23 protein-coding genes are annotated in these 21,836 nt (G+C 73.2%); 12 read left to right on the top strand and 11 right to left on the bottom strand.

Going from position 1 to position 21,836, the window contains the following annotated elements; translation table 11 throughout:
* Nucleotides 1–33 precede the first annotated feature (33 nt).
* The 5 genes from ACGFW6_RS02635 to ACGFW6_RS02615 are packed head-to-tail and all read left to right on the top strand — an operon-like array spanning nt 34 to nt 4,601.
* Nucleotides 34–930 carry an STAS domain-containing protein gene (locus tag ACGFW6_RS02635; RefSeq protein ID WP_393503844.1) on the top strand — a complete coding sequence of 299 codons (897 nt, stop codon included), beginning with the start codon at nt 34–36 and terminating at the stop codon, nt 928–930.
* Nucleotides 927–1,349: an STAS domain-containing protein gene (locus ACGFW6_RS02630; RefSeq protein ID WP_393503841.1), complete on the top strand. Its 423-nt coding sequence runs from the start codon at nt 927–929 to the stop codon at nt 1,347–1,349. Before ACGFW6_RS02635 ends, ACGFW6_RS02630 begins: the two co-directional genes overlap by 4 nt.
* On the top strand, nt 1,346–1,789 hold the full coding sequence (locus tag ACGFW6_RS02625; RefSeq protein WP_393503838.1) for an anti-sigma regulatory factor: 444 nt from the start codon (nt 1,346–1,348) through the stop codon (nt 1,787–1,789). The genes ACGFW6_RS02630 and ACGFW6_RS02625 overlap by 4 nt, the downstream gene beginning before the upstream one ends.
* Nucleotides 1,789–2,862 carry a SpoIIE family protein phosphatase gene (locus ACGFW6_RS02620; protein WP_393503835.1) on the top strand — a complete coding sequence of 358 codons (1,074 nt, stop codon included), beginning with the start codon at nt 1,789–1,791 and terminating at the stop codon, nt 2,860–2,862. The genes ACGFW6_RS02625 and ACGFW6_RS02620 overlap by 1 nt, the downstream gene beginning before the upstream one ends.
* On the top strand, nt 2,859–4,601 hold the full coding sequence (locus ACGFW6_RS02615; protein ID WP_393503832.1) for a SpoIIE family protein phosphatase: 1,743 nt from the start codon (nt 2,859–2,861) through the stop codon (nt 4,599–4,601). Before ACGFW6_RS02620 ends, ACGFW6_RS02615 begins: the two co-directional genes overlap by 4 nt.
* On the opposite strand, the gene ACGFW6_RS02610 is transcribed toward ACGFW6_RS02615, so the two are convergent.
* The 3 genes from ACGFW6_RS02610 to ACGFW6_RS02600 all read right to left on the bottom strand — a co-directional run bounded on the left by ACGFW6_RS02610 (nt 4,592) and on the right by ACGFW6_RS02600 (nt 7,197).
* Nucleotides 4,592–5,110: a MarR family winged helix-turn-helix transcriptional regulator gene (locus ACGFW6_RS02610; RefSeq protein ID WP_393503829.1), complete on the bottom strand. Its 519-nt coding sequence runs from the start codon at nt 5,108–5,110 to the stop codon at nt 4,592–4,594. The two genes, ACGFW6_RS02615 and ACGFW6_RS02610, sit on opposite strands and share 10 nt — an antisense overlap.
* A gap of 169 nt (nt 5,111–5,279) precedes the next feature.
* Nucleotides 5,280–6,302 (bottom strand): zinc-binding dehydrogenase, encoded by a 1,023-nt coding sequence (locus ACGFW6_RS02605; protein WP_393505052.1) that lies wholly within the window; start codon nt 6,300–6,302, stop codon nt 5,280–5,282.
* A 70-nt stretch (nt 6,303–6,372) separates the two neighbouring features.
* Nucleotides 6,373–7,197, bottom strand: a complete 825-nt coding sequence (locus tag ACGFW6_RS02600; protein WP_393503826.1) for an IclR family transcriptional regulator — start codon at nt 7,195–7,197, stop codon at nt 6,373–6,375.
* A 50-nt stretch (nt 7,198–7,247) separates the two neighbouring features.
* Here ACGFW6_RS02600 and ACGFW6_RS02595 point away from each other — a divergent pair, with 50 nt between their 5' ends.
* Both ACGFW6_RS02595 and ACGFW6_RS02590 read left to right on the top strand, forming a co-directional pair.
* Nucleotides 7,248–8,960: an IlvD/Edd family dehydratase gene (locus ACGFW6_RS02595; RefSeq protein ID WP_393503823.1), complete on the top strand. Its 1,713-nt coding sequence runs from the start codon at nt 7,248–7,250 to the stop codon at nt 8,958–8,960.
* A gap of 119 nt (nt 8,961–9,079) precedes the next feature.
* On the top strand, nt 9,080–9,586 hold the full coding sequence (locus tag ACGFW6_RS02590; RefSeq protein WP_393503821.1) for a hypothetical protein: 507 nt from the start codon (nt 9,080–9,082) through the stop codon (nt 9,584–9,586).
* A 56-nt stretch (nt 9,587–9,642) separates the two neighbouring features.
* On the opposite strand, the gene ACGFW6_RS02585 is transcribed toward ACGFW6_RS02590, so the two are convergent.
* From ACGFW6_RS02585 to ACGFW6_RS02570, 4 genes are all read right to left on the bottom strand, one after another.
* On the bottom strand, nt 9,643–10,611 hold the full coding sequence (locus ACGFW6_RS02585; protein ID WP_393503818.1) for a nitrilase-related carbon-nitrogen hydrolase: 969 nt from the start codon (nt 10,609–10,611) through the stop codon (nt 9,643–9,645).
* A 71-nt stretch (nt 10,612–10,682) separates the two neighbouring features.
* Entirely contained in the window at nt 10,683–11,300 is a 618-nt protein-coding gene (locus tag ACGFW6_RS02580) for a TOPRIM nucleotidyl transferase/hydrolase domain-containing protein (RefSeq protein WP_393503815.1), read from the bottom strand.
* A gap of 152 nt (nt 11,301–11,452) precedes the next feature.
* A complete protein-coding gene (locus tag ACGFW6_RS02575; RefSeq protein ID WP_393503812.1) occupies nt 11,453–12,625 on the bottom strand; it encodes a glycoside hydrolase family 64 protein in 1,173 nt (390 codons plus the stop codon).
* A gap of 188 nt (nt 12,626–12,813) precedes the next feature.
* Nucleotides 12,814–13,710, bottom strand: coding sequence for a DMT family transporter (locus tag ACGFW6_RS02570; protein WP_393503809.1), 897 nt, complete (start codon nt 13,708–13,710; stop codon nt 12,814–12,816).
* A 133-nt stretch (nt 13,711–13,843) separates the two neighbouring features.
* Between ACGFW6_RS02570 and ACGFW6_RS02565 the strand changes: the two genes are divergently transcribed.
* The 3 genes from ACGFW6_RS02565 to ACGFW6_RS02555 are packed head-to-tail and all read left to right on the top strand — an operon-like array spanning nt 13,844 to nt 17,810.
* A complete protein-coding gene (locus ACGFW6_RS02565; RefSeq protein ID WP_393503806.1) occupies nt 13,844–14,560 on the top strand; it encodes a FadR/GntR family transcriptional regulator in 717 nt (238 codons plus the stop codon).
* Nucleotides 14,557–15,957 carry a hypothetical protein gene (locus tag ACGFW6_RS02560; RefSeq protein ID WP_393503803.1) on the top strand — a complete coding sequence of 467 codons (1,401 nt, stop codon included), beginning with the start codon at nt 14,557–14,559 and terminating at the stop codon, nt 15,955–15,957. The genes ACGFW6_RS02565 and ACGFW6_RS02560 overlap by 4 nt, the downstream gene beginning before the upstream one ends.
* Nucleotides 15,954–17,810, top strand: coding sequence for a GMC family oxidoreductase N-terminal domain-containing protein (locus ACGFW6_RS02555; protein WP_393503800.1), 1,857 nt, complete (start codon nt 15,954–15,956; stop codon nt 17,808–17,810). The genes ACGFW6_RS02560 and ACGFW6_RS02555 overlap by 4 nt, the downstream gene beginning before the upstream one ends.
* A 37-nt stretch (nt 17,811–17,847) precedes the next feature.
* Here ACGFW6_RS02555 and ACGFW6_RS02550 read toward each other — a convergent pair whose 3' ends face one another.
* From ACGFW6_RS02550 to ACGFW6_RS02540, 3 genes are all read right to left on the bottom strand, one after another.
* Complete coding sequence (locus ACGFW6_RS02550) at nt 17,848–18,162, bottom strand: DUF4326 domain-containing protein (protein ID WP_393503797.1); 315 nt, start codon at nt 18,160–18,162, stop codon at nt 17,848–17,850.
* Between the two features lie 16 nt (nt 18,163–18,178).
* A complete protein-coding gene (locus ACGFW6_RS02545) occupies nt 18,179–18,706 on the bottom strand; it encodes a PaaI family thioesterase (RefSeq protein ID WP_393503794.1) in 528 nt (175 codons plus the stop codon).
* Nucleotides 18,707–18,802: 96 nt separating this feature from the next.
* Nucleotides 18,803–19,102: a putative quinol monooxygenase gene (locus ACGFW6_RS02540; protein WP_393503791.1), complete on the bottom strand. Its 300-nt coding sequence runs from the start codon at nt 19,100–19,102 to the stop codon at nt 18,803–18,805.
* A gap of 149 nt (nt 19,103–19,251) precedes the next feature.
* On the opposite strand from ACGFW6_RS02540, the gene ACGFW6_RS02535 reads away from it, so the two are divergent.
* Nucleotides 19,252–20,211, top strand: a complete 960-nt coding sequence (locus tag ACGFW6_RS02535) for a GlxA family transcriptional regulator (protein WP_393503788.1) — start codon at nt 19,252–19,254, stop codon at nt 20,209–20,211.
* Between the two features lie 27 nt (nt 20,212–20,238).
* On the opposite strand, the gene ACGFW6_RS02530 is transcribed toward ACGFW6_RS02535, so the two are convergent.
* Entirely contained in the window at nt 20,239–21,162 is a 924-nt protein-coding gene (locus ACGFW6_RS02530) for an SDR family oxidoreductase (protein WP_393503785.1), read from the bottom strand.
* Nucleotides 21,163–21,246: 84 nt separating this feature from the next.
* Between ACGFW6_RS02530 and ACGFW6_RS02525 the strand changes: the two genes are divergently transcribed.
* Complete coding sequence (locus ACGFW6_RS02525) at nt 21,247–21,813, top strand: TetR/AcrR family transcriptional regulator (RefSeq protein ID WP_393503782.1); 567 nt, start codon at nt 21,247–21,249, stop codon at nt 21,811–21,813.
* The last annotated feature ends 23 nt before the right edge of the window (nt 21,814–21,836 follow it).

The following is a 21,836-nucleotide window of genomic DNA, read 5'->3' as shown; positions in this document are numbered from 1 at the left end:
GGCGGCGCGCACCACGAAGAAGGAGGGAAGCAAGTGCCGGAGCAGCAGACGGCAGAAGGCCGTACCGGCCCGGCGGAGGAAGTGGGGAACTTCCTGCGGCTGCGTCGCGAGCAGATAGCCCAGCGCTGGGCCGATGCCGCGGTGTTCCGCACCGTGTTCACCGTCTCCCGCGACGAGGCCGTGGAAGCCGGCCGGGCCGTGGTCGAGGCGCTGGCCGCGGTGGCCGCCTCGGGGCGCGTGGAGGACTCGGAGGCGGACGGCTTCACCGTCGTACGCGAGCAGTTGGCGCGCACGGCGCACTCACGGGCCCGCGCGGGAGCCACCATCGGGCAGATCTCGGCGGAGATCGACGCGCTGCGCCCGCCCGTCACCGACCTTCTGCTCGAGGAGCTCAGCGGCATGTCCGCCGAGTACCGGCGGGAGTGCGCCACGACCCTCGTCGTGCTGATGGGCACGCTGCGCCTGGTCACGCTGGAGACGACCACGGTCTCCGGGCAGGAACTCATCAACCGCCAGCGGCTCGAAATGCTCGAGATCGCCACTCCCGTCATCAAGTTGTGGGAAGGTATCGTCGCCGTACCGCTGATCGGCACGCTCGACAGCGCCCGCAGCCAGGTGGTCATGGAGACGCTCCTGGACGCCGTCGTCGAGCAGCACGCCCGTATCGCGATCCTGGACATCACCGGGGTGCCGACCGTCGACTCGCTGGTGGCGCAGCATCTGATGAAGACCGTAGCGGCGGCGCGGCTGATGGGGGCGGAGTGCATAGTCTCCGGGATCCGGCCGGCGATCGCGCAGACCATCGTCCATCTCGGCATCGACCTGAGTTCGGTCCTCACCCGCGCCAGCCTCGCGGACGCGCTGGCCTACGCCCTGCAGCAGCAGGGCGCGCACATCGTGCCGAACGCCGCCTTCGCGGAGCCCCGGTGACCGGCGCCGCCGTCTACCCGCACGAGGGTCATGTGCCCGTGCTGCGGCTGGGCAAGGTCCTGCTGGTCACCCTCCAGGGCGACCTGTACGACAGCACGGCCGAGCGGCTCCGGCAGGACATCGGCGAGACGGTCTCCGACAGCGCGATCAGCGGAGTGGTCATCGACCTCTCCGGCGTCGAGATCGTCGACTCCTTCATGGGCCGGGTGCTCAGCGACGTCGCGGCCATGACCCGGCTGCTGGCCGCGCAGACCGTGGTGGCGGGCATGCGCCCCGCGGTGGCCATCACCCTGGTCGAACTCGGCCTGACCCTGCCGGGGCTGCGTACCGCTCTGCACACCGAGGAAGCTCTGCGCCTGCTCGGCGCGGAGGTCGCGACCCTGCCTCGCGACGGGCGCGCACGCCGGGAGAGCCCGTGACCCACAGCACCGGCAGCGTCTCGGCTCGCCTGCCGATCCACTCGGACCTCGACCTGGTCCGGGTGCGCCAGCATGTGCGGCAGATGACGGCCCGACTCGGGTTCGGTCTGGTGGAACAGACCAAACTCGTCACCGCGGCCAGTGAGTTGGCGCGCAACGCCCTCGTGCACGGTGGCGGGGGCCGGATGGAGTGCATGGAGGTCACCAGCGGCGGACTCCGCGGACTGCGGCTCGTCTTCAGCGACGAGGGTCCTGGCATCGCCGACCTGGAGCAGGCCCTGTCCGACGGCTACACCTCGGGCGAGGGGCTGGGGATGGGGCTGGGCGGCGCCCGCCGTCTGGTCCACGAGTTCTCCGTCGACAGCCATCGCGGTGAAGGCACCACCGTGACAGTGACGTCCTGGCTCTCCGGGCCGCCCCGCCCGCGCGGGGCGCTCTGATGCCGCGCGTCTGGGAGGTTCCGGTGCACGACTCGACCCGTGTACGCGACGTCCGCGTGGCGGCCCGGGACGCGGCCCGCCACGCCGGGCTCGCCGACGACCGGGTCGCCTCGGCCGAGCTCGTGGCCACCGAACTCGCCACCAACCTGCTCAAGCACGCCGGTGGCGGGCAGGTGCTCCTCGACCTCGTGGGCCCGCCCGTGCCCGTCCAGAGCGACGAGCGGATCCTCCTGCTGCAGATCATGGCCATCGACCACGGCCCCGGCATGCCCGACACCGACGCCGCCGTGCGCGACGGATACACCACGGCCGCCTCCCTGGGGGCCGGTCTCGGCACCTGCCTGCGCACCGCCGACGACTTCGGCCTGCACAGCATCCCGGGACGGGGCACGACGGCGATGGCCAGGATCGCCCCCCGCCGCGACCACGACACCGCGGGCTCGCGCCAGGGGCCGCCTCCGTTGCGGGCCGGCGGAATCAACATCCCCCTCGCGGGAGGGGAGTTCTCCGGCGACGCGTGGGCCTGCGTCCGCGCGGCCGACCGCGTGACGCTCATGCTGGCCGACGGCCTCGGCCACGGCCCCCAGGCGGCCCGCGCCTCCTCCGCCGCGGTGGCGGCACTGCGGTCCGCACCCCATCTGGCCCCGGCCGACCTGCTGCGACGCATGCACACCGTCCTGCGCGAGACCAGGGGAGCGGCTGTCGCCCTGGCACAACTCGACCTCGGCACCGGGCAGTTGGACTTCGCGGGAGTGGGCAACGTGGGGGCCCGGCTGCGCACCGGGGACCACTGGCGGGGGCTGGTGTCCTTCCCCGGCATCGTCGGCGCCCACCTCCCCGCGCGCCTGCCCCAGCACCGGGAGCACTGGAGGCACGACAGCCTCCTCGTCCTGCACAGCGACGGCCTGCCGAGCCGCTGGACTCCGGGCCCGGCCGCCGCGACCCCCTCGGCCCTCGACCCCGCGGTGATCGCCGCCTCGATCGTGCGGGACGCCAGCAGTCCGGCCCGGCCGGTACGCGACGACACCGCCGTAGCCGTACTCGGCTCCCTCGCACCGGACCGCCCCTCATGACCCGCACCTGGAACGTCCGTACCGTCACGGACGCCGCACAGGTCCGCATCGCCGCGGCCCGACTGACCGCCGCCTGCGGGGTGACCACCGTCGAGCGCACGCGTCTGGTGACGGCGCTGACCGCCCAGCTGCGGCAGTGCCTCACCAAGGGAGGCGAGTGGCGGGTCGACGCGCGGGCGGACCTGTCGCCCCTCGGGGGCGAGTTCCACATCGAGGTGGCCCCCGCGAGGCGTCGCCCGGACGACCGGCAGCCTCCCTGGCGCGCCTCCGTCCCCTGCGCCGAGGACGCGGACATCTCGCGGACCGAGCCCGCCGCCGACGACGCGACGGCCCTGGCCGAAGCCCTGTTCGGCGCCGACGAGGACGCCGCCCTGCTGCTCGACCGCCTCGACGAGCAGGAGTCGCTCGTCGCCTTCCACCGCGAGGAGCTCCACCAGACCAACCAGGGCGTCCTCGCGCTCCACGCCGAACTGGACGCCGCCGGCCGGGCCCAGCGCGAACTCTTCGACGCCGAGCAGAAGGCCCGCCAGGAGGCGGAGAAGGCCCGCGGCCGGCTCACCTTCCTGGCCGATGCCAGTGCCGCCCTCACCGCCTCCCTGAACCACGAGGCGATCGTGCGGCTGCTTCCCTCGCTGCTGGTTCCGCGCTACGCCCGCACCGTCGACGTCTGGCTGTTCGACGACGTGGACGACGCGCTGCGCGGCGGACCCCGACCGGCCGCCGCCGTCCTCGCGGCCCGCCGCGGCCGCCCGCAGTACGCCGCCGACCACCCCGGCGGCCTGCCCGGCGTCGACGACCAGCCGCCCTCCGCCCTCGACTCCGGCCGGCCCCTGCTCTGCATCCCCCTGCAGACACGCCGGGCACCCCAGGGCGTCCTCACCCTGTCGACGCCGACCCGGCGCTGGGACGCCGACGACGCCGTCATGCTCATCGAGCTCACCCGGCGGGCCAGCATCGCCCTGGAGAACGCCCGGCGCTTCGAGCACAACCGGGACATCGCCGAGACCCTGCAACGCGCCCTGCTCACCGAGTTGCCCACGACGGCGGGCCTGAGCCTGGCCGCGCGCTACCTCCCGGCCACCCGGGGCCTGAACATCGGCGGTGACTGGTACGACGCCATCCGCCAGCCCGACGGCAGCCTGATCACCGTCGTCGGGGACGTCACCGGGCACGGGCTGCACGCCGCGGTGATGATGAGCCAACTGCGCACCGCGCTGCGCGCCTACGCCGTCGACGGCAGCAGCCCCGGCCGGCTCCTCACCCGGCTGCACGAGTTCCTGCACCGTCTGCGTCTGGACCTGTACGCCACCGCGGTCATAGCCCGTATCCACCCGCAGGGGGACACGCTCACCTGGGCCGCCGCCGGTCATCCGCCACCGGTGCTGCGGGGCCCCGACGGCCGCGTGCACATACTCGACGCCAAGCCGGGCGCCATGCTGGGCATCCCGCTGAAACAGGAGATCGACGACCACACCGTGGACCTCCCGCCCGGGTCGACGCTCGCGCTCTACACCGACGGCCTGGTGGAGCGCCGCGCTCACGGGATCGACCCCGGCATCCAGCGCCTCGCCGAGGAGCTCGGCGGCTTCGACCGGGCCGAACTCGACGACGACCTGGAGGCTTCGGCCGACCGCCTGCTGCACCCGCTGCTGCACGACTCCGAACACGACGACGACGTATGCCTGTTGTTGTGCCATGTGCACGACGAGGTGGGTCGGCAGCGGGCGCCTCAGACCTGAGCGGGGTCCTCGCCGTCGGCACCGGACCCGTGACGCAGGTCCGTGCCGGGCGTCGCGGGGCCGGGCGTTCCCGCCTCGTGGACGGCGCGCAGCACCTGTTCGAGCCGCTGACGCCTCTCCGGCGGAACGGCTTCCAGAGCGTCGGCCAGGTGCGCGGACAGCCGCTCGGTGACCTCCGCGAGGAGTCTGCGGCCCTGCTCCGTGACCTCCAGGCGGACCTCACGCCGGTCGCCCGGGCGGACGTACCGCCGCAGCAGGCCCGCCGCTTCGAGCCGGTCGCACAGGCGGCTGGCGCTCGGCAGCCCCATGCCCAGGTGCTCGGCCAGGCCGGTGACATTGAGGGAGGGGCGTCGGGCCACGGCCTCCAAGGCGCGTATCTGCCGCGCCGGAAGGCGCGGGCGCACGTCGTCGACGGCTGAGAACCAGAGCGCCACCAGGTTCTTCACGGCCTCGGCGAGCTGCCGGCCCACGACGTGGGAGGGGCTGTCGGGTTCCTGTTCGCGGCACATGGTCCGTCATCCTTCTGAGACCGCGGTCAACTCCGGCCTGAGCTGCATCAGTGCAGGGGCCTACCCGAAGCGATGGAGAGTACACGGACTTAATACGACGGGCTGTCGGCCGGAGACCACACCACGGCGGGATCTATCGACTGTCGATGGATTATGATCGCTTTTCGGTTCAACCGGCGGCGGTGCTGGGGTCCACGTGAATCTTGGGGCCCGAGCCGGCGCCCTGCGGCCGCCCACCCGCCAGGACCGGGCCGACCTCGGCGAGGCTCACGGTGGCCGCCACGAGGGGCCGGGGATCGACCGCTCCCGACGCGTACGCCCCGATGGTGGCGTCCAGTCCGGGAGAGGCGGACAGGACGCCCACCGCCGTCACGTCCTTCAGGACGAGCGCGCGGGTGTCGATCCGGCTCGGCGCCGAGGCCAGCCCGATGTACACGAGCCGACCGCCCGGCTCGACCAACTCCAGTGCTCTGCCCGGCAGATGGGCGGCGTTCGAGGCGTCGACGACCGCGTCGAACGGCAGATCCGGCAGTGAGCCCTCGTCCCACACATGCGCGAAGCCCAGGGCATGGGCGAACGCGGGGGAGTGCCCGGTACGGTCCAGCAGATGCACCTCCGCGCCCGCCGCCCGCAGGAACATCGCGGCCAGCAGACCGATCGTCCCGGGCCCCAGCACGAGAACACGGTCCCCGTCGCGGGCCGCCGTCGCCCGCGCGGCGCGCAGCGCGTTGCCGCCCGGCTCCACGAGGGCGCCGAGCACGGCGTCGACCGCGTCGGGAAGGGCGTGCAACGAGGACGCCGGCACCGCGAGTCGCTCCGCCAGGGCGCCGTCCCGCGCGCCGCGGATCCCGACCTCCTGGCGCCGGTCGCACACATGCATGTCACCCCTGAGGCAGCGGCGGCAGCTGCCGCAGCCGAGCATCGTGTCACCCATGACACGCCGGCCCACCCACCCCGGGTCGACACCCTCGCCGACCGACACCACCCGCCCGGCCCACTCGTGCCCCGGCCGTATCGGATAGGCCGAATGCCCCTGGTGGAGGTAGGCCATGGCGCCGGTGAAGAACTCGACGTCGGTGCCGCACAGCCCGACCCGTTCGACCTCGACCACGGCTTCCCCGGGCACCGCGACCGGCACCGGGACGTCCCGCACCTCGTACGCGCCGGGGGCGGTCAGGACGAAGGCGCGCATGAGGTCCACCAAGGTGCTCTCCAAGCGGGTGCAGGGTACGGCGGGTGAAGCCGGTCGGGTCCGGGCCGGGTCAGCGGTACGGCTCGCCGAGCGGACCGAGCAGACCGCGGATCTCGTCGAGCGCCTCGACCAGGGCCGCGAGCGGGGTCCGGTACGCGAGCGCACTGACGCTCACCGCACCGGAGGGGGCGGTCGGAGAGGTCGGATAGACGGGAAGGGCAAGGCAGTTGACGCCCCACTCGTTCTCCTGGTCGTCGAGGCCGTACCCCCTCTCGCGGGTGACCGCCAGTTCGCGGTGCAGGGCGGCGGCCGTAACCGGCGACCGGGGCGTACGGCCGTCCAAGGGCCGGTCGCCGATCCATGCCGCCACGTCGTCCACACCGCGCAGCCGCCGGGCGAGCAGCAGCTTGCCGACGGCGGTGGTGTGGGCGGGGTTGCGCCCGCCGATCGTGGACGTCAGCCGCACGGCGCCGGTGGGCGGGTCCACCTTGGCGCGGTAGACGATCTCGCGGCCGTCGAGCACCGCGTAGTGCGCGGTCTCGCCGAACCGGTGCGCCAGCGCTTCGAGCACGGGGTGCAGCCGCACCTGTTCGGGGCGGGCCTCGTGGTGCGCGAAGGCCATCCGCAGGAACTCGTCGCCCAGTACGTAACGGCCGCGCGCCCCCTGATCGGCCAGCCCGGCCCGACGCAGGGCCCCGAGCGCCCGGTGGACCGTCGGCTTGGGACTGGCGACGACCCGGGCCAGCTCCTCCAGCCCCACCCCGTCGGGATAGCGGGCGAGCTGCCTCAGCACCGCGAGCACCCGGTCCGAGCCCACAAGGCGGTTGCCGTCGGCGGCAGTTGATCCGTCCTCGCCGAGGGCTGTCGATCCGTCGTACGTCTGCGTATGCTCCATGGCGTTCCAGACTGTAGACCTCCGTACCGACTGCCGGAAGAGGTCCCATCGTGAGGCTGCGCAGCGCACAGTGGTACGAGGGTCAGGACCGCAACGCCTACATCCACCGGGCGTGGATGCGCAGAGGTGTTCCGGGTGACGCCTTCACCGGCCGGCCGCAGATCGCCGTCGCCAACACGGCCTCCGACCTGACCCCCTGCAACGCCCATCTCGACGACGTCGCGGCCTCGGTGCGCAACGGCGTGTACGAGGCCGGCGGCATCCCGCTGGAGCTGCCGGTGGTGTCGCTGGGCGAGACGAACGTGCGGCCCACCGCCATGCTCTGGCGCAACATGGCGGCCATGGCCACCGAGGAGATGCTGCGGGCCAACCCCGTCGACGGCGTGGTCCTGTTGGGCGGCTGCGACAAGACGATCCCGTCGCTGCTGATGGCCGCCGCCTCGGTGGATCTGCCCGCGGTGGTGGTGCCCGGCGGGCCGATGCTGACCGGGACCTTCCGCGGTGCGCCGCTGGGCTGCGGCACCGACGTGTGGCGGCTGTCGGAGGAGGTGCGCGCGGGCACGCTGTCGCAGGAGCAGTTCACCCGCTCCGAGTCGGCGATGATCCGCAGCCGGGGCCACTGCAACACCATGGGCACCGCCTCCACCATGGCCCTGGTCGCCGAGGCGCTGGGCACGGTCGTGCCCGGTGTGGCCGGAACCCCCGCGCCCGACAGCCGCCTGCTGGAAGCCGCCCACCACTCCGGCCGGCTGGCGGTGGACATGGTGAGCGCCGACCGCCGGCCCGGCACGTTCCTCACCAAGGCGTCCTTCCACAACGCGATCGTCGCCCTGGCCGCGGTCGGCGGCTCGACCAACGCGGTCGTCCACCTCCTGGCCATTGCGGGCCGGCTCGGCGTCGACCTCTCCCTCGACGACTTCGACCGCGTCGGCTCCCGCGTCCCGGTCCTGGTCGACCTCCAGCCCGCCGGCCGCTTCCTCATGGAGGACTTCCACCGGGCCGGAGGGCTGCTCGCCGTTCTGCGCGAGGTCCGCGACCTGCTCGACCCCGATGCCCTGACCGTCACCGGCAAGCCGCTGGTCGACGCGCTCGGCGACGCCCCGATCTGGGACGGCGAGGTCATCCGCACCCGGGCCGAGCCCTTGGTGGCCGAGGGCGGCATCGCCGTGCTGCGCGGCAACCTCGCGCCCGACGGCGCCGTCATCAAGCCCGCCGCGGCCTCCCCGCACCTGCTGCGCCACCGTGGCCGTGCCGTGGTCTTCGACTCCATCGAGGACTTCCACGCGCGCATCGACGACCCCGCACTCGACGTCGACGCCGACTCCGTGCTCGTCCTGCGCGGCTGCGGACCCAAGGGCTATCCGGGGATGCCCGAGGTGTCGAACATGCCGCTGCCGAAGAAGCTCCTCGCGCAGGGGGTGCGCGACATGGTGCGCGTCTGCGACGGCCGCATGAGCGGCACTGCGTACGGCACGGTCGTCCTGCACGTGGCCCCCGAGGCCGCCGCGGGCGGCCCCCTCGCCCTCGTGCGGACCGGCGACGTCGTCACCCTCGACGTGGCGGGCCGCCGCATCGACATCGACGTGACCGCCGACGAACTCGCCCGCAGAACCCCGAGCGAGTCCACGGTCACCGCCTACGCCAACCCGCGGCGCGGCTGGGAGCGCCTCTACGTCGATCACGTCCTGCAGGCCGACACCGGCGCCGACCTCGACTTCCTTGTCGGGTCGAGCGGTTCGGAGGTCACGCGGGAGTCGAACTGAGCCGGCGCCGCAACACACCTGTCCGGAGTTGGCGTACAACCCCGGAGCCGGGTGAGTGGTCTCTACCACCGTACGAACCAATCAGACCTTCGGTACAACTCGGTTCAACGGGGGACCACATGAGCCTGTCCAGCACCTACCGGCGCAACCGCACCGCACGCGCCGCCACGGCCGCCGTCACGCTCCTCATGGCGGGCGCGCTCGGCGCCGCGGGGGCCGGTACGTCCAACGCCGGTACGTCCAACGCCGGTACGTCCAAAGCCGGCACGCCCGACTCGGGTGCGGCGGCGCCGCAGACGCGGCAGATCGCCTCGTCCGTCCTCGGCGGCGACTACAAGATCACACTTACCGCACTGCGCTCGCCCGAGGACGAGTTCGCCGCATCCGTGCGGCTGCAGGTCTTCACCCAGAGCGGCGGCGCCTGGAAGGAGTCCGACCGCGTCACCGTGGGCGACGTCGACGGCTGGTTCTGGTACCCGCTCACGGGCAAGGGCGCCGTCTGCGAGTTCGCGACCGCGAGCACCGAGCCGGCCCCGCTGACGGTGAGGCTGCTGATCACGCCCTCCATCGGCTGCTCCGACCCGGTCCACTACCAGGTGAGGGAAGGCCGGGTGTACGCCGGCTGACGGTCGGGAACCGCCACGGGGCGCGTCCCCGCCCCGTGGCTTGCCGCGTCCCGTCGTCAGCCGCTCGTGACCGTGGCGTGCTCGGACTCGTCGACGTGGAGGGCGAAGACGTCGGGGCGGGCGTAGTGGCCGGTCGGGTCGAAGTCGAAGCGGGCGCGGGCGAGATCGTCCAGGTCGAGTGCCGCGGTCAGGATGCCCTCCCCGTCACGCAGCGGACCGGCGAGGACCTCGCCCAGCGGCGAGACGATGACCGAGCCACCGCCGATGAGGACGGTGTCCGGCTCGTCGCCCTGAACGGGACGGAGTTCGGCGGGCAGCGCGTCGCGGCGCAGGAACTGACCGGCACTCAGCACGAAACAGCGGCCCTCCAGGGCGATGTGCCGCATCGTGGCCTGCCAGGCGTCGCGGTCGTCCACGGTCGGCGCGCACCACAGGTCGACCCCCTTCGCGTACATCGCCGTACGGAACAACGGCATGTAGTTCTCCCAGCAGATCGCCGCACCGAGCCGGGCGGCGCCGGTGTCGACCACCGGGAGGGTGGAGCCGTCGCCCTGCCCCCACAGAAAGCGTTCCGCGGCCGTCGGCATGAGCTTGCGATGCAGGCCCAGGTAGCCGCCGGGGCCGAAGAAGAGCGCCACGCAGTAGAGCGTGCCGCCCCGGCGCTCGACGGCTCCGACCACGGCGTGGCAGCCCAGTTCCCGGGTGAGCGCGGCCAGGGCGTCCACTTCGGGCCCGGGGACGTCGACGGCGGCGGCGTGGTAGCGCCGGAACAGCTCACGGCCGGCCGGTGTGCGGCTGCCGACGGAGATACCGAAATCCAGGCCCTTGGGGTAGCCGCCGAGGAACGCCTCGGGGAGCACGACGACGTCCGCTCCGCGGCCGGTGACGGCCTCCCGGACGAGCTCCTCGGCACGGCTCAGCGCGGCCTTCGTGTCGAACAGCGGGGCGGCCGCCTGGACGACGGCGGCGGTCAGCGTGGGGCGGGACGCGCCGGCCGCGGCGGTGGAGGGGCTCGTGGAGGTCATGGCGTCGACCCTAGGAAGCCGCTGATCGTCCAGCAAGCGGATCGCCCTGACCGCACCGGCGCCCGCTCAGGTCACAGGCCGGCGAGGAGGTCGTCCAGCGGTGCCGGTACGCCGTCGGCGTCGAGGGCCTCGACGAGTACCCGGCCGTAATGGATCTTGCGGCCCTTCTTCGTGCCGAGGAAGCGCCGCAACTGCTGCTGCGCGGGACGACCCTGCTGGGCCGGCTGGCACAGGAACGTGCGCAGGGCGCGCAGATCGCCCTCCGCCCGCACGAGTTCCCGCACCCGGCCGACGCCGAGCGCGCGGATGAGCTCGTCCTCCAGGTCCGCCGCGCAGACGAAGAAGTTCGGTCGGGGGCCGTCGGCGTCCGCCAGCCCCCGGCTGTAGAAGGGACGCTCCCGCTCGTCGCACAGCCCCGTCAGACGCAGGCCCAGGCCGGACGGGCCGAGGAGGCGGGCGTAGCGTCCGATGCTCATCGCACCGCCCATGGCCAGGACGCAGACTCCCTCGGCCGCCAGGTCGCGGCCGCGTCGCCGGGCGAGTGCGTCGACCGCCGCCACGTCGCTGGGGCCCTCGAGCAGGACGGCCGCGCGCACGGGCAGCTGTGCGGCCAGTGCGCGGGCGGGGCCTTCGGGGCCGCCCGCCGCCCACGCGGTGACCGCCTGCCGGAACGCCCCCATGTCAGCCATGGAACGAGTCTCCGCCCCTTTCCGGCCCTCACGCCAGGGGATTTCCTCAGGGACCCCCGCCGTCTCCGACGGGCTCCTCCCTGTCCGCGCCGACCGTGGCCCGCCCGTCACAGGTCGGGCGGACCGCCGGTCGGTGTCCGGATTCGCTCAGCTCAGTTGAAGGGATCCAGCGTCAGATACGCCTGCTGCGGATTGCCGTCATGGACGAGCGACTCGTGATTGCCGACGTCGTCGAAGGCGAACGCGTACGCCTTGCCGTCCTGCATCTGCGCGTGGATGACCCGGGCGTAGTGGTTGGTCACCCCGTCCTGGTAGAAGTTCGCGGCGGACGTGTCGGGCTGGTTGGCGTTCGACAGCAGGGTCGAACGGTTCAGGCCCGCGCACAGCGTGCGGGAGATCGGGCCGCGGACCGCGTCGTTGGGAGCGTCGAGCAGCTTGTGGCAGCCGAAGATGCTGTCCGCGTCGGGCTTCTGGAAGCTCGTGACGACCGCTCCGGAGCTGTTGGTGAAGTTCATGACGTTGCCCGAGACCCGGCCGAAGTACTTGGTGTTCGGCTGGTCGGTGAACGGCGTGACCGTCAGCGTCGTCGTGGCGTACTTCTGCCAGACCCGGTTGACGTAGTCGTTCATCACGGACGCGGGCAGGGCGCCGCTCTCCAGTCCGTGGCCGGGGGACAGGGCCCGCAGCACGGTGCCGTCGGACCGCGTCTGGATCAGACCGGCCCACCCGCCCGGCTGGGAGCGCAGTCCGTTGAGGACCGCGTTGTAGCCGCCGGACTTCAGATGGCCGGTGGTCGCCGTGCTGCCGTCCGCGCGCTGCACCCCGACCGCGTACGGCGCGGAGAACATGTCGACCTGCGTGCTGTTGAGCCACAGCCCGGCGTCGTTGAGCGTGTACTCCGACCAGTTGAACAGGATGTCGCGGTTGGGATCGCTCGGGTTCTGCACGGCCGGCTGCACGAGACCGCCGGTGGTGAGGCGGAAGTCCAGCTTGCGGCCGTAGGAGAAGTAGATCCGCCCCGAGAACTTCGGGATCCGGATCGTCGCCGACTGCCCGGCGGCCGGCCCCGTGATCGACGCGTCCGGCGCGGGCGTCGGCGGATTGCCGCCGGCCGGCCAGGCGTGGAAGGTGCCGCCCGCGTCGGCCCAGCCCTGCCGGCCGGACGAGAGCTGGGTGCCGAGGTTGTAGACGTAGACCGGCTCGTTGCGGCCGGAACTGTTCGTGATCTTCAGCGGGATGGTGTCGGGCACGGCCGCCCGTGCCGGCGTCGGCGCCGCGAGATTGAGCAGCCCGCCCAGCAGAGCGGACGCCGCTGCCGCGGCCACGAGGGGTTTCCTGAGTCTCCGTAACACTCTCGACCTCCGTGTCAGTGGGGGGACGGAGCCTGGCTGCAGTGCGTTTGAGAGCGCTCTCAAGCGTCGCGCCGAGTCAAGGACATGTCAATGAAGTGGACGCGGTTGAATGAATTGCGTACGACCGCCGGGAACGGCCGGTGCCGCTGCCGGGCGGGCGGTCACACCGTCCGGCTCTCCTCGTCCGGCGCCACCAGCGACCGGGTCAGCGGGATCCTTGACAGCGCGAGGACCCCGGCGGCGATCAGTGCCACGCCGGCGAGCTGCGGGAGCAGCCACCATCCGGTGCGGATCTCCTCCTCGTACAGGGTGATGCCGAGGGCCAGGCTCACCAGCGCGTCGCCGAGGGTGAGCGCGGGCTGCGAGGCGACGAGCGGGCCGGCCTGCATGGCGTGCTCCAGGAGGAACAGCGCGCACACGCCGGTCGCCGCGAAGCCGTACGTCTGCCAGGCGGAGAAGAAGCCCACCAGCCCCTGTTCGTCGAGGATGTGCGTGGAGGTCTTCATCAGGGCCGCGGTCACCGCGTAACTGATCGCCGTCGCGGCGCCCAGACACGCCGCCCGGGCGCGGCCCGCGGGGCGCCGGAAGGCGGCCAGGGTGAGCGCGACGACGACCCCCGCGCACACCGCGAGCGCGGGGATCCAGCGGTCCAGCTCCACATGGGTGCGATTGCCCGTGGGGGAGGCGGCGGCCAGCGCGACCCCCAGGCCGGCCACCACCACGGCCACGGCCAGCCAGCCCCCGCCCGGCAGATGACGGCGCATCAGCAGCGAGGCCACGATCAGGGTGAGCGGCAGCTCCAGCACGAACAGCGGCTGCACGACCGTCAGCGGTCCGGTCACCAGCGCCAGCGCCTGGCAGACGGCGGCCGCGATCACTGCGAGGATCCCGGCCAGCCAGACCGGGCGGCGCAGCAGATCCAGCAGCAGCCCCGCCCGGAACCCCTGGGACTGCGGCACGGTGAGCGCCGCCTTGCGTTGCAACACCGTGGCGACGGCGTTGCCCGACGCGGCGCAGAGCGCGAAGACGACGGAGAGCGTGATGTTCAGTGTGGCCACCCTTGGGATCGGTGGACGTGGGACACCGGCCGAGCATGCCGTGAACGCTCGCCGAAGCCAGGCTTATTGACGCGATGTCACTCCAGTGGTTCAGTGGCTCAGTCACTCAACCACTCAGAGTCCGGGAGCCGGGATGGAAGCACTGCCGCGCGAGACGACCGTCGATGTCCTGGAGAAGCGGCTGCGCGAGGACATTCTCGCCGGGCGCCATCCGGCCGGGAGCATGCTGCCGCCCGAACGTGAACTGGCCGACCGGTTCGGGGTCAACCGCACCACACTGAAGCACGCCTTCGGCCGGCTGGTGCACTCCGGGCTGCTGGAGACACGGCACGGAGTGGGTACCCGCGTACGGGACTTCCTGCGGCTCGGCGGGGCGGATCTGCTGCCGATGCTGGTGCGCCACAGCCCCGACTGGATCGGTGAGATCTTCGAAGTGCGCCGCAGCATCGGCGCGTTGATCGCCGAGCGCGCCGCCACCCGTGCCACGGCCGCCCAGATCGCCGAACTGCGGACCCTGATGACGGCCGTCCGGGATGCGGACGGCGGGGAGGACGTACAGCTCGCGGACGCCGAGGTGCACCGCGCGCTCGCCCGCGCCACGGGCAACCGGGTCTACGTCCTGCTGACCAACACCCTCTTCAACGCCTACCTGCCCGTCCGCGCGGCACTGGTCGAGCCCTTCGTCGACGCCCTGGCGGCGCACGACCGGCTGTCCCCGGTCGTCGAGGCCGTGGCCGCCGGCGACGAGGAAGCGGCCCGCGTCGCCGCCGGCGCCTACCTGTCGGCGACGGAACGCATCATGCTCGAAGGACTGGCGGCCTCCCGCGAACGCCGGGACGGTGCCGAGTGACCTCGCGCGGGACGCAGTTCCAGGAGACGATGCTGGGCCGGGCGCGGCTCGACGACGAGGAGCGCGAGCGGGCCGTACGCCTGGACCTCGTGGTCCGCGCCGACGCCGTGCTGCTGCCGCACCGCACCACGCGGGCGCGGGTGACCGGTCGGGTGCGCATCGCCGGGCGCGCGGAAGACGCCGAGGCCATGGGGGAGATGGAGATCTCGCCCCTGGCCAACCGCAGGATCCGCTACCGGATCGCCTTCGCCCTGGAGGGCCGGACCCTGGTGCTGGACGGCTGGAAGTCCGTCTCGCCCGCGCGGCCGCTCGCCTCGCTGACCGTGCTGCCGTACACGGTGTACGAGGACGGTGAACCCGTGGGCGAGGGCACCCTACGCTTCCCACTCACCACCGGCCTGCTGCCGTTCCTCGCGAGCTTCCGCTTCCCCCGCCCGGCCGGAGCCGGAGCCGTCGGCGACGGGCATCTGGCACCCCGCTGGGACGGGAAACCGGGGCGCACGGAGGTCTGGTACACCACCCTCACCGACCCCGCGACCGGCAGCGGGGTCTGGCTGCACCACGAAGTCGTCGCCCCCACCGACGGATCCGACGCCTACGCGCACGGCTGGGTCGCCGTCTTCCCCAAGGACGGCCCCGCCGAGCACACGCGCTTCGGCCCCGTACCGTGGACCGAGCAGTCACAGGGCTTTGCCGCCGACGGCATCGAGGCCCGGCCCGGCCGACTCGCCGGCTCCGCGGGACCGTTCACCTGGTCGCTCACCGAGAAGCCGCGCGGCGGGCCCCTGCACACCTTCCCCCGCTGGTCCTGGCGCCGCCCCTGGCTGCCCGCCAGCCAGATGCTGCCCGCCGCCCGTTGCCACTACGACGGGACCGTCCGGTACGGCGACAACGAACTGCGGCTGGACGACGCCGTCGGCGCGAGCGCCCGTATCTACGGCCACGGCAACGCCCGACGCTGGGCCTGGCTCCACGCCGACCTGGGCGGCGGTGACGTCCTGGAGATCGTGGCCGCCGTCTCCATGCGCCGCGGACTCGACCGCCTTCCGCCCCTGGTGTTCCTGCGCCTGCTGCGCGAAGGGCGCACCTGGCCCCGCCGCGCCGAGCGAACCGCTGTGGGCTGGGCGGGACTCGGCCGGTTCCGGGCGGACATCGGCCTGCCCGAGTGGCGGGTGACCGGCCGCGCGGGCCGGCACCGCATCCGGGTGACCGTGACCCAGCCGCCGGAGCGGACCCTGGCCCTGGACTACACCGACCCCGACGGTTCGCCCGCGGTCTGCCGCAACAGCGAGAGCGCCGACGCGGTGGTCAGCCTGGAGCGCTGGTGGGGCACCTGGCGACAGGAGGCCACCTGGCGGCTCTCCGGCACGGCCCACGCGGAGGTCGGCGACCGATGAGCACCTCGACTCCCCCCGGCCTCACGGCCCTTGCCGAGGCGCTGCTCGCCGACGACGGCACCGCCGAGTGGACCCGGGCCGTGCCACGGCGGGTCGAGGCACTGCTGGACGCCATGCCGGCCCACACCCGCACGGCGATACGCGGCGCGACCACGGCGATCAACGCCTACGCCCTGGCCCGCACCGGCCGCCGCCTGCCCGCGCTCCGCGCCGCGGAACGTGAGCGGGTCATGGCGTCACTCGCCTCCCACCGGGCCCTGCTCCCCCTCCTGGACGCGGTGAAGGTACCGGTCCTGCTGGCCGCCGGCACCGCACGCACCGCGTTCCAGGGACCCGCGTCCGCCGCGCCCGCTCCCGACGACCCGCCGCTCGACTGCACCCCCTCCCGCGACTGGCCGACCCGTTCCACCGCCGACGCCGTGGTCGTCGGATCCGGCGCCGGGGGCGCCATGGCCGCCCGGACGCTGGCCCGCACAGGTATGCGCGTCGTCGTCCTGGAAGAGGGGGAACACCACACCACGGCGTCGTTCGCGCGCCGGGCGCCGCTCGACCGCTTCACCGACCTCTACCGGGACGGCGGCGCCACGATCGCCCTCGGCAACCCGCCGCTGGTCCTGCCCGTCGGCCGCGCGGTCGGCGGCACCACCGTCGTCAACTCCGGCACCTGCTACCGCACCCCGGACCAGGTCGTCACCCGCTGGCGGGACCACCACGGCTTCGACGTCGCCGACGGCTTCGGCGCCCACCTCGACGAGGTCGAACGCACCCTGCGCGTGGCACGTCAGCCGCTGGACGTCCTCGGGAACAACGGACTCCTCGCACTCGCCGGGGCGAAGGAACTCGGCTGGGCGGCGGCGCCCCTGCGCCGCAACGCCCCGGGCTGCCGCGGCTCCTGCCAGTGCGTCGTGGGCTGCCCCACCGGCGCCAAGCAGAGCGTCCAGCTGTCCGTGCTCCCCGACGCCTGCGCGGCCGGCGCGGCGATCGTGACGGGCGCCCGCGTCGTGCGGATCCTCACCGACCGCGACCGGCCGGGCGGTCCGCGGGCCGCCGGAGTCCTCGTGCGCCGGCCCGACGGCAGCCGACTGGAGATCCTCAGCCCGCTGGTCGTGGTCGCGGCCGGCGCCCTGCAGGCCCCGCAGTTGCTGCGCCGCTCGTCTCTCGGCGGGCATCCCGGTATCGGACGGAACCTGAGTGTCCACCCCGCCATCAGCGTCGCGGGCCGCTTCAGCGCTCCGGTCACCGGCTGGAAGGGGGTCCTGCAGAGTGTCGGGGTGGAGGAACTGCACGCCGACGGCATCCTGATCGAGGCCACCGCGGCGCCCCCGGGCATGAGCTCGTTCGTCCTGCCGGGCGTCGGACGCGAACTGCGACGCGAGATCGACGGCACGGAGCACCTCGCCACACTCGGCGCGATGATCGCCGACCGGCCCTCCGGACGGGTCCTCGGCCGCGACCGCACCCTGCTCCGCTACGACCTCGCACCGCACGACGCCCACCGGCTGCTGCGTGCCCAACGGGCCATGGGCCGCCTGCTGTTCGCCGCCGGGGCCGAGGAGGTCCTGACCGGTGTCCCGCACGCCCCACGCGCCCGCGGCAGGGAGGAACTGGACGCGCTGCTCGACACGGTGACGGCTCGTCAGCTCCATGTGTCCGCGTTCCACCCCACGGGCACGGTCGCCGCGGGAGCCGACCCCGAGCGGTCCCCGGCCGACCCCACGGGACGGCTGCGGGGCGTGCGGGGCGTACTGATCGCCGACGGGTCCGTACTGCCGAGCTGTCCGGAGGTGAATCCGCAGCTCAGCATCATGGCGGCGGCCCTCGGGGTGGCCCGGTGTTCCTCGGCGGACGAGTGAGGGCGGTTCACGACGGGACCGTCTCCCGGGCCGGGCGCTACGCCTCGGTCGAGTCGGCCAGTTCGGCGACGACCTCGGCGTGGCACGCCAGCGGGACGCACCAGCAGCCGAGCCGGCGGCCGCGCAGGGCGGGCAGCAGGGCGAGCAGGTCGGGACGGCTCAGCAGGTGGGCACGGTACATCTCGACCACCTCTTCCCTGGTGCCGTCCCGGCCCGGCCGGAAGGGACTCGCGAGCGGAGAGCCCGCGAGGTCCCAGCCACCGCGATGCATCGCGCGGCCCACGTAGACGACGTCCGCGTAGTCCGGGTCGTCCCGATGACCCTTCATGTTGACGACCGTGGTCCGGTTCATGCCGTTCATGGTGCCGTCAGTTCCCGACGGGGAGCGCGAACACGGCGCAGGTGGCGGTGGCGTGCGCGTACACCCGGCCGTCGGCCGCCCCGACCAGCCGGGCCTCGGCGGTGGCGGTGGTACGGCCGACATGGACCGTCCTGCCCTCGCAGCGCAGCGTCGGCGTGGTGGCGAGCACCGGCCTGACCAGGTGCACGCCGAGCTGGACGGTGGTGTAGGCGCGGCCGGCGGGCAGGGCGGTCAGCACGGCGGTGCCGAGCGCGGAGTCGAGGAGGGTGGCCATGTAGCCGCCGTGGACGGTGCCCATGGGGTTGAAGAGGTGTTCCCCGGGCTCGCCCTCGAAGACGGCCTGCCCCTCCTCGGCCGCGACCAGGCGGAAACCGAGGGTTCCGCAGATCGGGGCCTCGGGCAGGCGTCCGTCGAGGCTCATCCGGGCGAGTTCGAGGCCGGTACGCGAGCCGGCGTCCGCGTAGCTCGTCGGGGGCTGCCAGGTGTGGGTGCGCGAGCGCGATCCGGGGTGGGTCTGTGCGGCGGGCTGTGCCATGGCCTGTCTTTCCTCGGGCGGCCCGTGCGGGCCGTGGTCGACGGGTGGGGCGCCGGGCGCCGGCGCGGGTCGCCGCGCTGCCGCCCGGCGGTGGGATCAGGGAAGCTTGACCGCCAGCAGGTCGACCGGCCGGATGTCCGGTGCCTCACTGAGCATGGTCCCGGCGGCCTCCGTCAGCGCCGCGGCGATCCGCCCCTGGAGGTGCCCCTGCCGTCCCTCCTCGTCCTCGAAGGTGTCGAAGACGCCGAAGGTGGTGTCGCCCTGCCGGAACGCGAACCAGGTGACGGTGTGGTCCTCCTGCCGCGCCAGCTCCAGGGCGTCCCGCAGCAGGCCCTCCACCTTCTCGGCGTACTCCGGCCTGGCCTCGATCCGGGCCAGCAGTCCCAGCTTCGTCATGGCGCACTCCTGTCTGTGGTCATCGGTGAACGGGGTGAACGTGCGGTGCTGGTACCGGGCACCGGCTGTCGTCCGGACACCGAGAAAGCTATGCCGCCCCACGAGGCCCGCCCAGTGTCGGAAACGACGCTTCCGATATCGTTTCCGACATGGATGTGGCTGTGCTGGCGTACGACGGCGTCTTCGACTCCGGGCTCTCCGCCCTGCTGGACGTGCTCGACGGGGCGAACGCGATGCGCGGCGAGCTGCCCAAGCCCCCGCCCGCCTGGCGGGTGTCCACGATCGGCTTCCGCCGCCGGGTGCGGACGGGAGCGGGGCACCTGGTCGAGACGCTCCCCGTGGACACGGCGAAGGAGACGGACCTGCTGCTGGTGCCCGCGCTGGCCGAACGCCGGCCCGACGCCCTGATCGCCCATGTCTCCGGTCCGGACGCCGAACCCGTACGGCAGCTGGTGGCCGCGGCGCGCGCCCGGCACACCCCCGTCGCGTCCGCCTGCACGGGCACGTTCCTGCTGGCCGAGTCGGGGATCCTGGACGGGCGCCGGGCCACCACGAGCTGGTGGCTCGCCCCGTACTTCCGTAAGCGGTATCCGGCGGTCACGGTCGACGAGAGCCGCATGGTCACCACGTCGGAAGGGGTGACCACGGCGGGAGCGGCGTTCGGGCACGTCGACCTCGCGCTCGCGATCGTCCGGATGGGCAGCCCGGCGCTCGCGGATCTGGTCGCCCGCTATCTCGTCGTCGACGAGCGCCCGTCGCAGGCGGCGTACACGATCTCCTCGGCGCTGGCACAGACCGATCCGACCCTGGCCGCCTTCGAACGCTGGGCGCGGCTGCACCTGGACCAGCCGATCTCGATCGCCGACGCGGCACGGGCGGTCGGCGTCAGTGAACGCACGCTCCAGCGCGCCGTGCGCCGCACGCTGGGCACCTCACCTGTCCGCTTCGTCCAGGACCTGCGCGTCGAGCAGGCGTCCCACCTGCTGCGGACCACGGGGCAGCCCCTGGAGGTCATCGCCCGCAAGGTCGGCTACGAGCACCCCAACACCCTGCGCGTCCTGCTCCGCGAGCGCACCGGGGAGACGGCGAGTTCGCTGCGAGGGCGATGACCACCCGGCCGCGGCGGTCGGCCGCGGTCAGGAGGCGGTGACGGGGGCGCTGAAGTAGTGCCCCTTGTCCAGGTCCTCGAGGAGGCCCGGCCGGGTCGGCCGCCAGCCCAGCGACTCCTGCGTCAGGGCGCTCGACGCCGGCGCGTCGAGTCCGAGGAAGGTGCCCAGCCAGCCGAAATGTTCGGGCGCCGCTTCCGGGGCCACGGACGTCACCGGCACGTCCAGGTGACGGCCGATCACTTCGGCGATGTCGCGCAGGGCGACGCCCTCCTCGGCGGCGCCGTGCAGCACGGCGCCCGCGGGGGCCTTCTCGACCGCCAGCCGGAACAGCCGTGCGGCGTCCAGGCGATGGACGGCCGCCCAGCGGTTGGCGCCGTCGCCGATGTAGCCGGAGACGCCTCGGGCGCGGGCGACGCCCACGAGCGTGGCGACGAATCCGTTGTCCCCCTCGCCGTGGCAGGTCGGAGAGAGACGCACCACGGCCGAGCGCACGCCGCGCGAGGCGAGTTCGAGGGCCGCGGTGGCGGTGGCCGCGCGGAGGGACGTCGGTGAGCCGTCGATCGAGGGCAGGTCCCGCTCGGTCGACACCTTCCCCGGCTTCAGGCCGGCCAGCCCCGAGGCGAGGACGAAGGGGCGGTCGCTGCCGGCCAGCGCGTCGCCGAAGGTGTCGACGGCGCGGCGGTCGGCCTCGGCGGCGCCCCGGTAGTCGCCCGTGAAGGCGACGTCGTGCTTGAACGCGAGATGGACGACCCCGTCCGAGGCGGCGGCGGTCGCCCCCAGGACGTCGAGGTCGTCCACGGTGCCGCGGACCACCTCGGCGCCCGCGGCGACGAGGGCGTCGGCGGAGGCGGTGGAGCGCGCGAGCCCGACGACCTGGTGGCCCGCGTCGATGAGTTCGGGAACGAGGGCGGAGCCGATCCAGCCGGACGCGCCGGTGACGAAGATGCGCATGGGAGAGTCCCTCAGGGTTGATGTCAGTGACTGTCATCGACGCTACCACTGATGTCAGTGACTGTCATCGCGTAGGATCTGCGCATGGGTAGATGGGAGCCGAACGCGCGCGAACGCCTGGCGAAAGCGGCGTTGGAGCTCTACAGCGAGCGGGGCTACGAGCAGACGACCGTGGCGGAGATCGCCAAACGGGCGGGCCTGACCGAGCGGACCTACTTCCGGCACTACGCCGACAAGCGCGAAGTGCTCTTCGACGGCTCCGGCGCGTTGCAGGAACTGTTCGTGAACGCCGTCGCCGAGGCCCCCGGGTCCGCGGCGCCGATCGACGCGATGGCGGCCGGTCTCGAGGCCGTGTCCACGGTGTTCGTCGACCGCCGCGAACACTCCCGGCGGCGGCAGGCCGTCATCGTGGCGAACGCCGAACTCCAGGAACGCGAACTCATCAAGCTGTCCTCGCTGTCGGCCGCGCTCGCCGACGCCCTGCGCCGACGCGGCGTCGGCGAACCGGCCGCGAGCCTGACCGCCGAAGCCGGCGTCGCCGTCTTCAAGGTCGGCTTCGAGAGGTGGACCGCGGCGTCCGAGGACCTGACGCTGGGCCAGGCGATGCGGGAGTCCCTGGAGAAGCTCAAGGCGGTGACCGCGGGCGCCTAGCCGGCGGCCGGCCGAGCGGGGGC

Origin of the sequence: Streptomyces sp. Y7 (assembly GCF_043195415.1) — a bacterium.
Lineage (GTDB): Bacteria > Actinomycetota > Actinomycetes > Streptomycetales > Streptomycetaceae > Streptomyces.
Note: the sequence above shows the minus strand (reverse complement) of the source record. Positions and strands in the feature narration are given on the sequence as shown.

Coding starts and splice junctions, on each gene's coding strand:
- ACGFW6_RS02530 (WP_393503785.1), bottom strand. CDS start 21,162: ATGCGCATCTTCGTCACCGGCGCGTCCGGCTGGATCGGCTCCGCCCTC.
- ACGFW6_RS02610 (WP_393503829.1), bottom strand. CDS start 5,110: ATGTGCCGCGAACAGGAACCCGACAGCCCCTCCCACGTCGTGGGCCGG.
- ACGFW6_RS02555 (WP_393503800.1), top strand. CDS start 15,954: ATGAGCACCTCGACTCCCCCCGGCCTCACGGCCCTTGCCGAGGCGCTG.
- ACGFW6_RS02580 (WP_393503815.1), bottom strand. CDS start 11,300: ATGGCTGACATGGGGGCGTTCCGGCAGGCGGTCACCGCGTGGGCGGCG.
- ACGFW6_RS02525 (WP_393503782.1), top strand. CDS start 21,247: ATGGGTAGATGGGAGCCGAACGCGCGCGAACGCCTGGCGAAAGCGGCG.
- ACGFW6_RS02590 (WP_393503821.1), top strand. CDS start 9,080: ATGAGCCTGTCCAGCACCTACCGGCGCAACCGCACCGCACGCGCCGCC.
- ACGFW6_RS02600 (WP_393503826.1), bottom strand. CDS start 7,197: ATGGAGCATACGCAGACGTACGACGGATCGACAGCCCTCGGCGAGGAC.
- ACGFW6_RS02540 (WP_393503791.1), bottom strand. CDS start 19,102: ATGACGAAGCTGGGACTGCTGGCCCGGATCGAGGCCAGGCCGGAGTAC.
- ACGFW6_RS02550 (WP_393503797.1), bottom strand. CDS start 18,162: ATGAACCGGACCACGGTCGTCAACATGAAGGGTCATCGGGACGACCCG.
- ACGFW6_RS02605 (WP_393505052.1), bottom strand. CDS start 6,302: ATGCGCGCCTTCGTCCTGACCGCCCCCGGCGCGTACGAGGTGCGGGAC.
- ACGFW6_RS02620 (WP_393503835.1), top strand. CDS start 1,789: ATGCCGCGCGTCTGGGAGGTTCCGGTGCACGACTCGACCCGTGTACGC.
- ACGFW6_RS02615 (WP_393503832.1), top strand. CDS start 2,859: ATGACCCGCACCTGGAACGTCCGTACCGTCACGGACGCCGCACAGGTC.
- ACGFW6_RS02545 (WP_393503794.1), bottom strand. CDS start 18,706: ATGGCACAGCCCGCCGCACAGACCCACCCCGGATCGCGCTCGCGCACC.
- ACGFW6_RS02585 (WP_393503818.1), bottom strand. CDS start 10,611: ATGACCTCCACGAGCCCCTCCACCGCCGCGGCCGGCGCGTCCCGCCCC.
- ACGFW6_RS02535 (WP_393503788.1), top strand. CDS start 19,252: ATGGATGTGGCTGTGCTGGCGTACGACGGCGTCTTCGACTCCGGGCTC.
- ACGFW6_RS02565 (WP_393503806.1), top strand. CDS start 13,844: ATGGAAGCACTGCCGCGCGAGACGACCGTCGATGTCCTGGAGAAGCGG.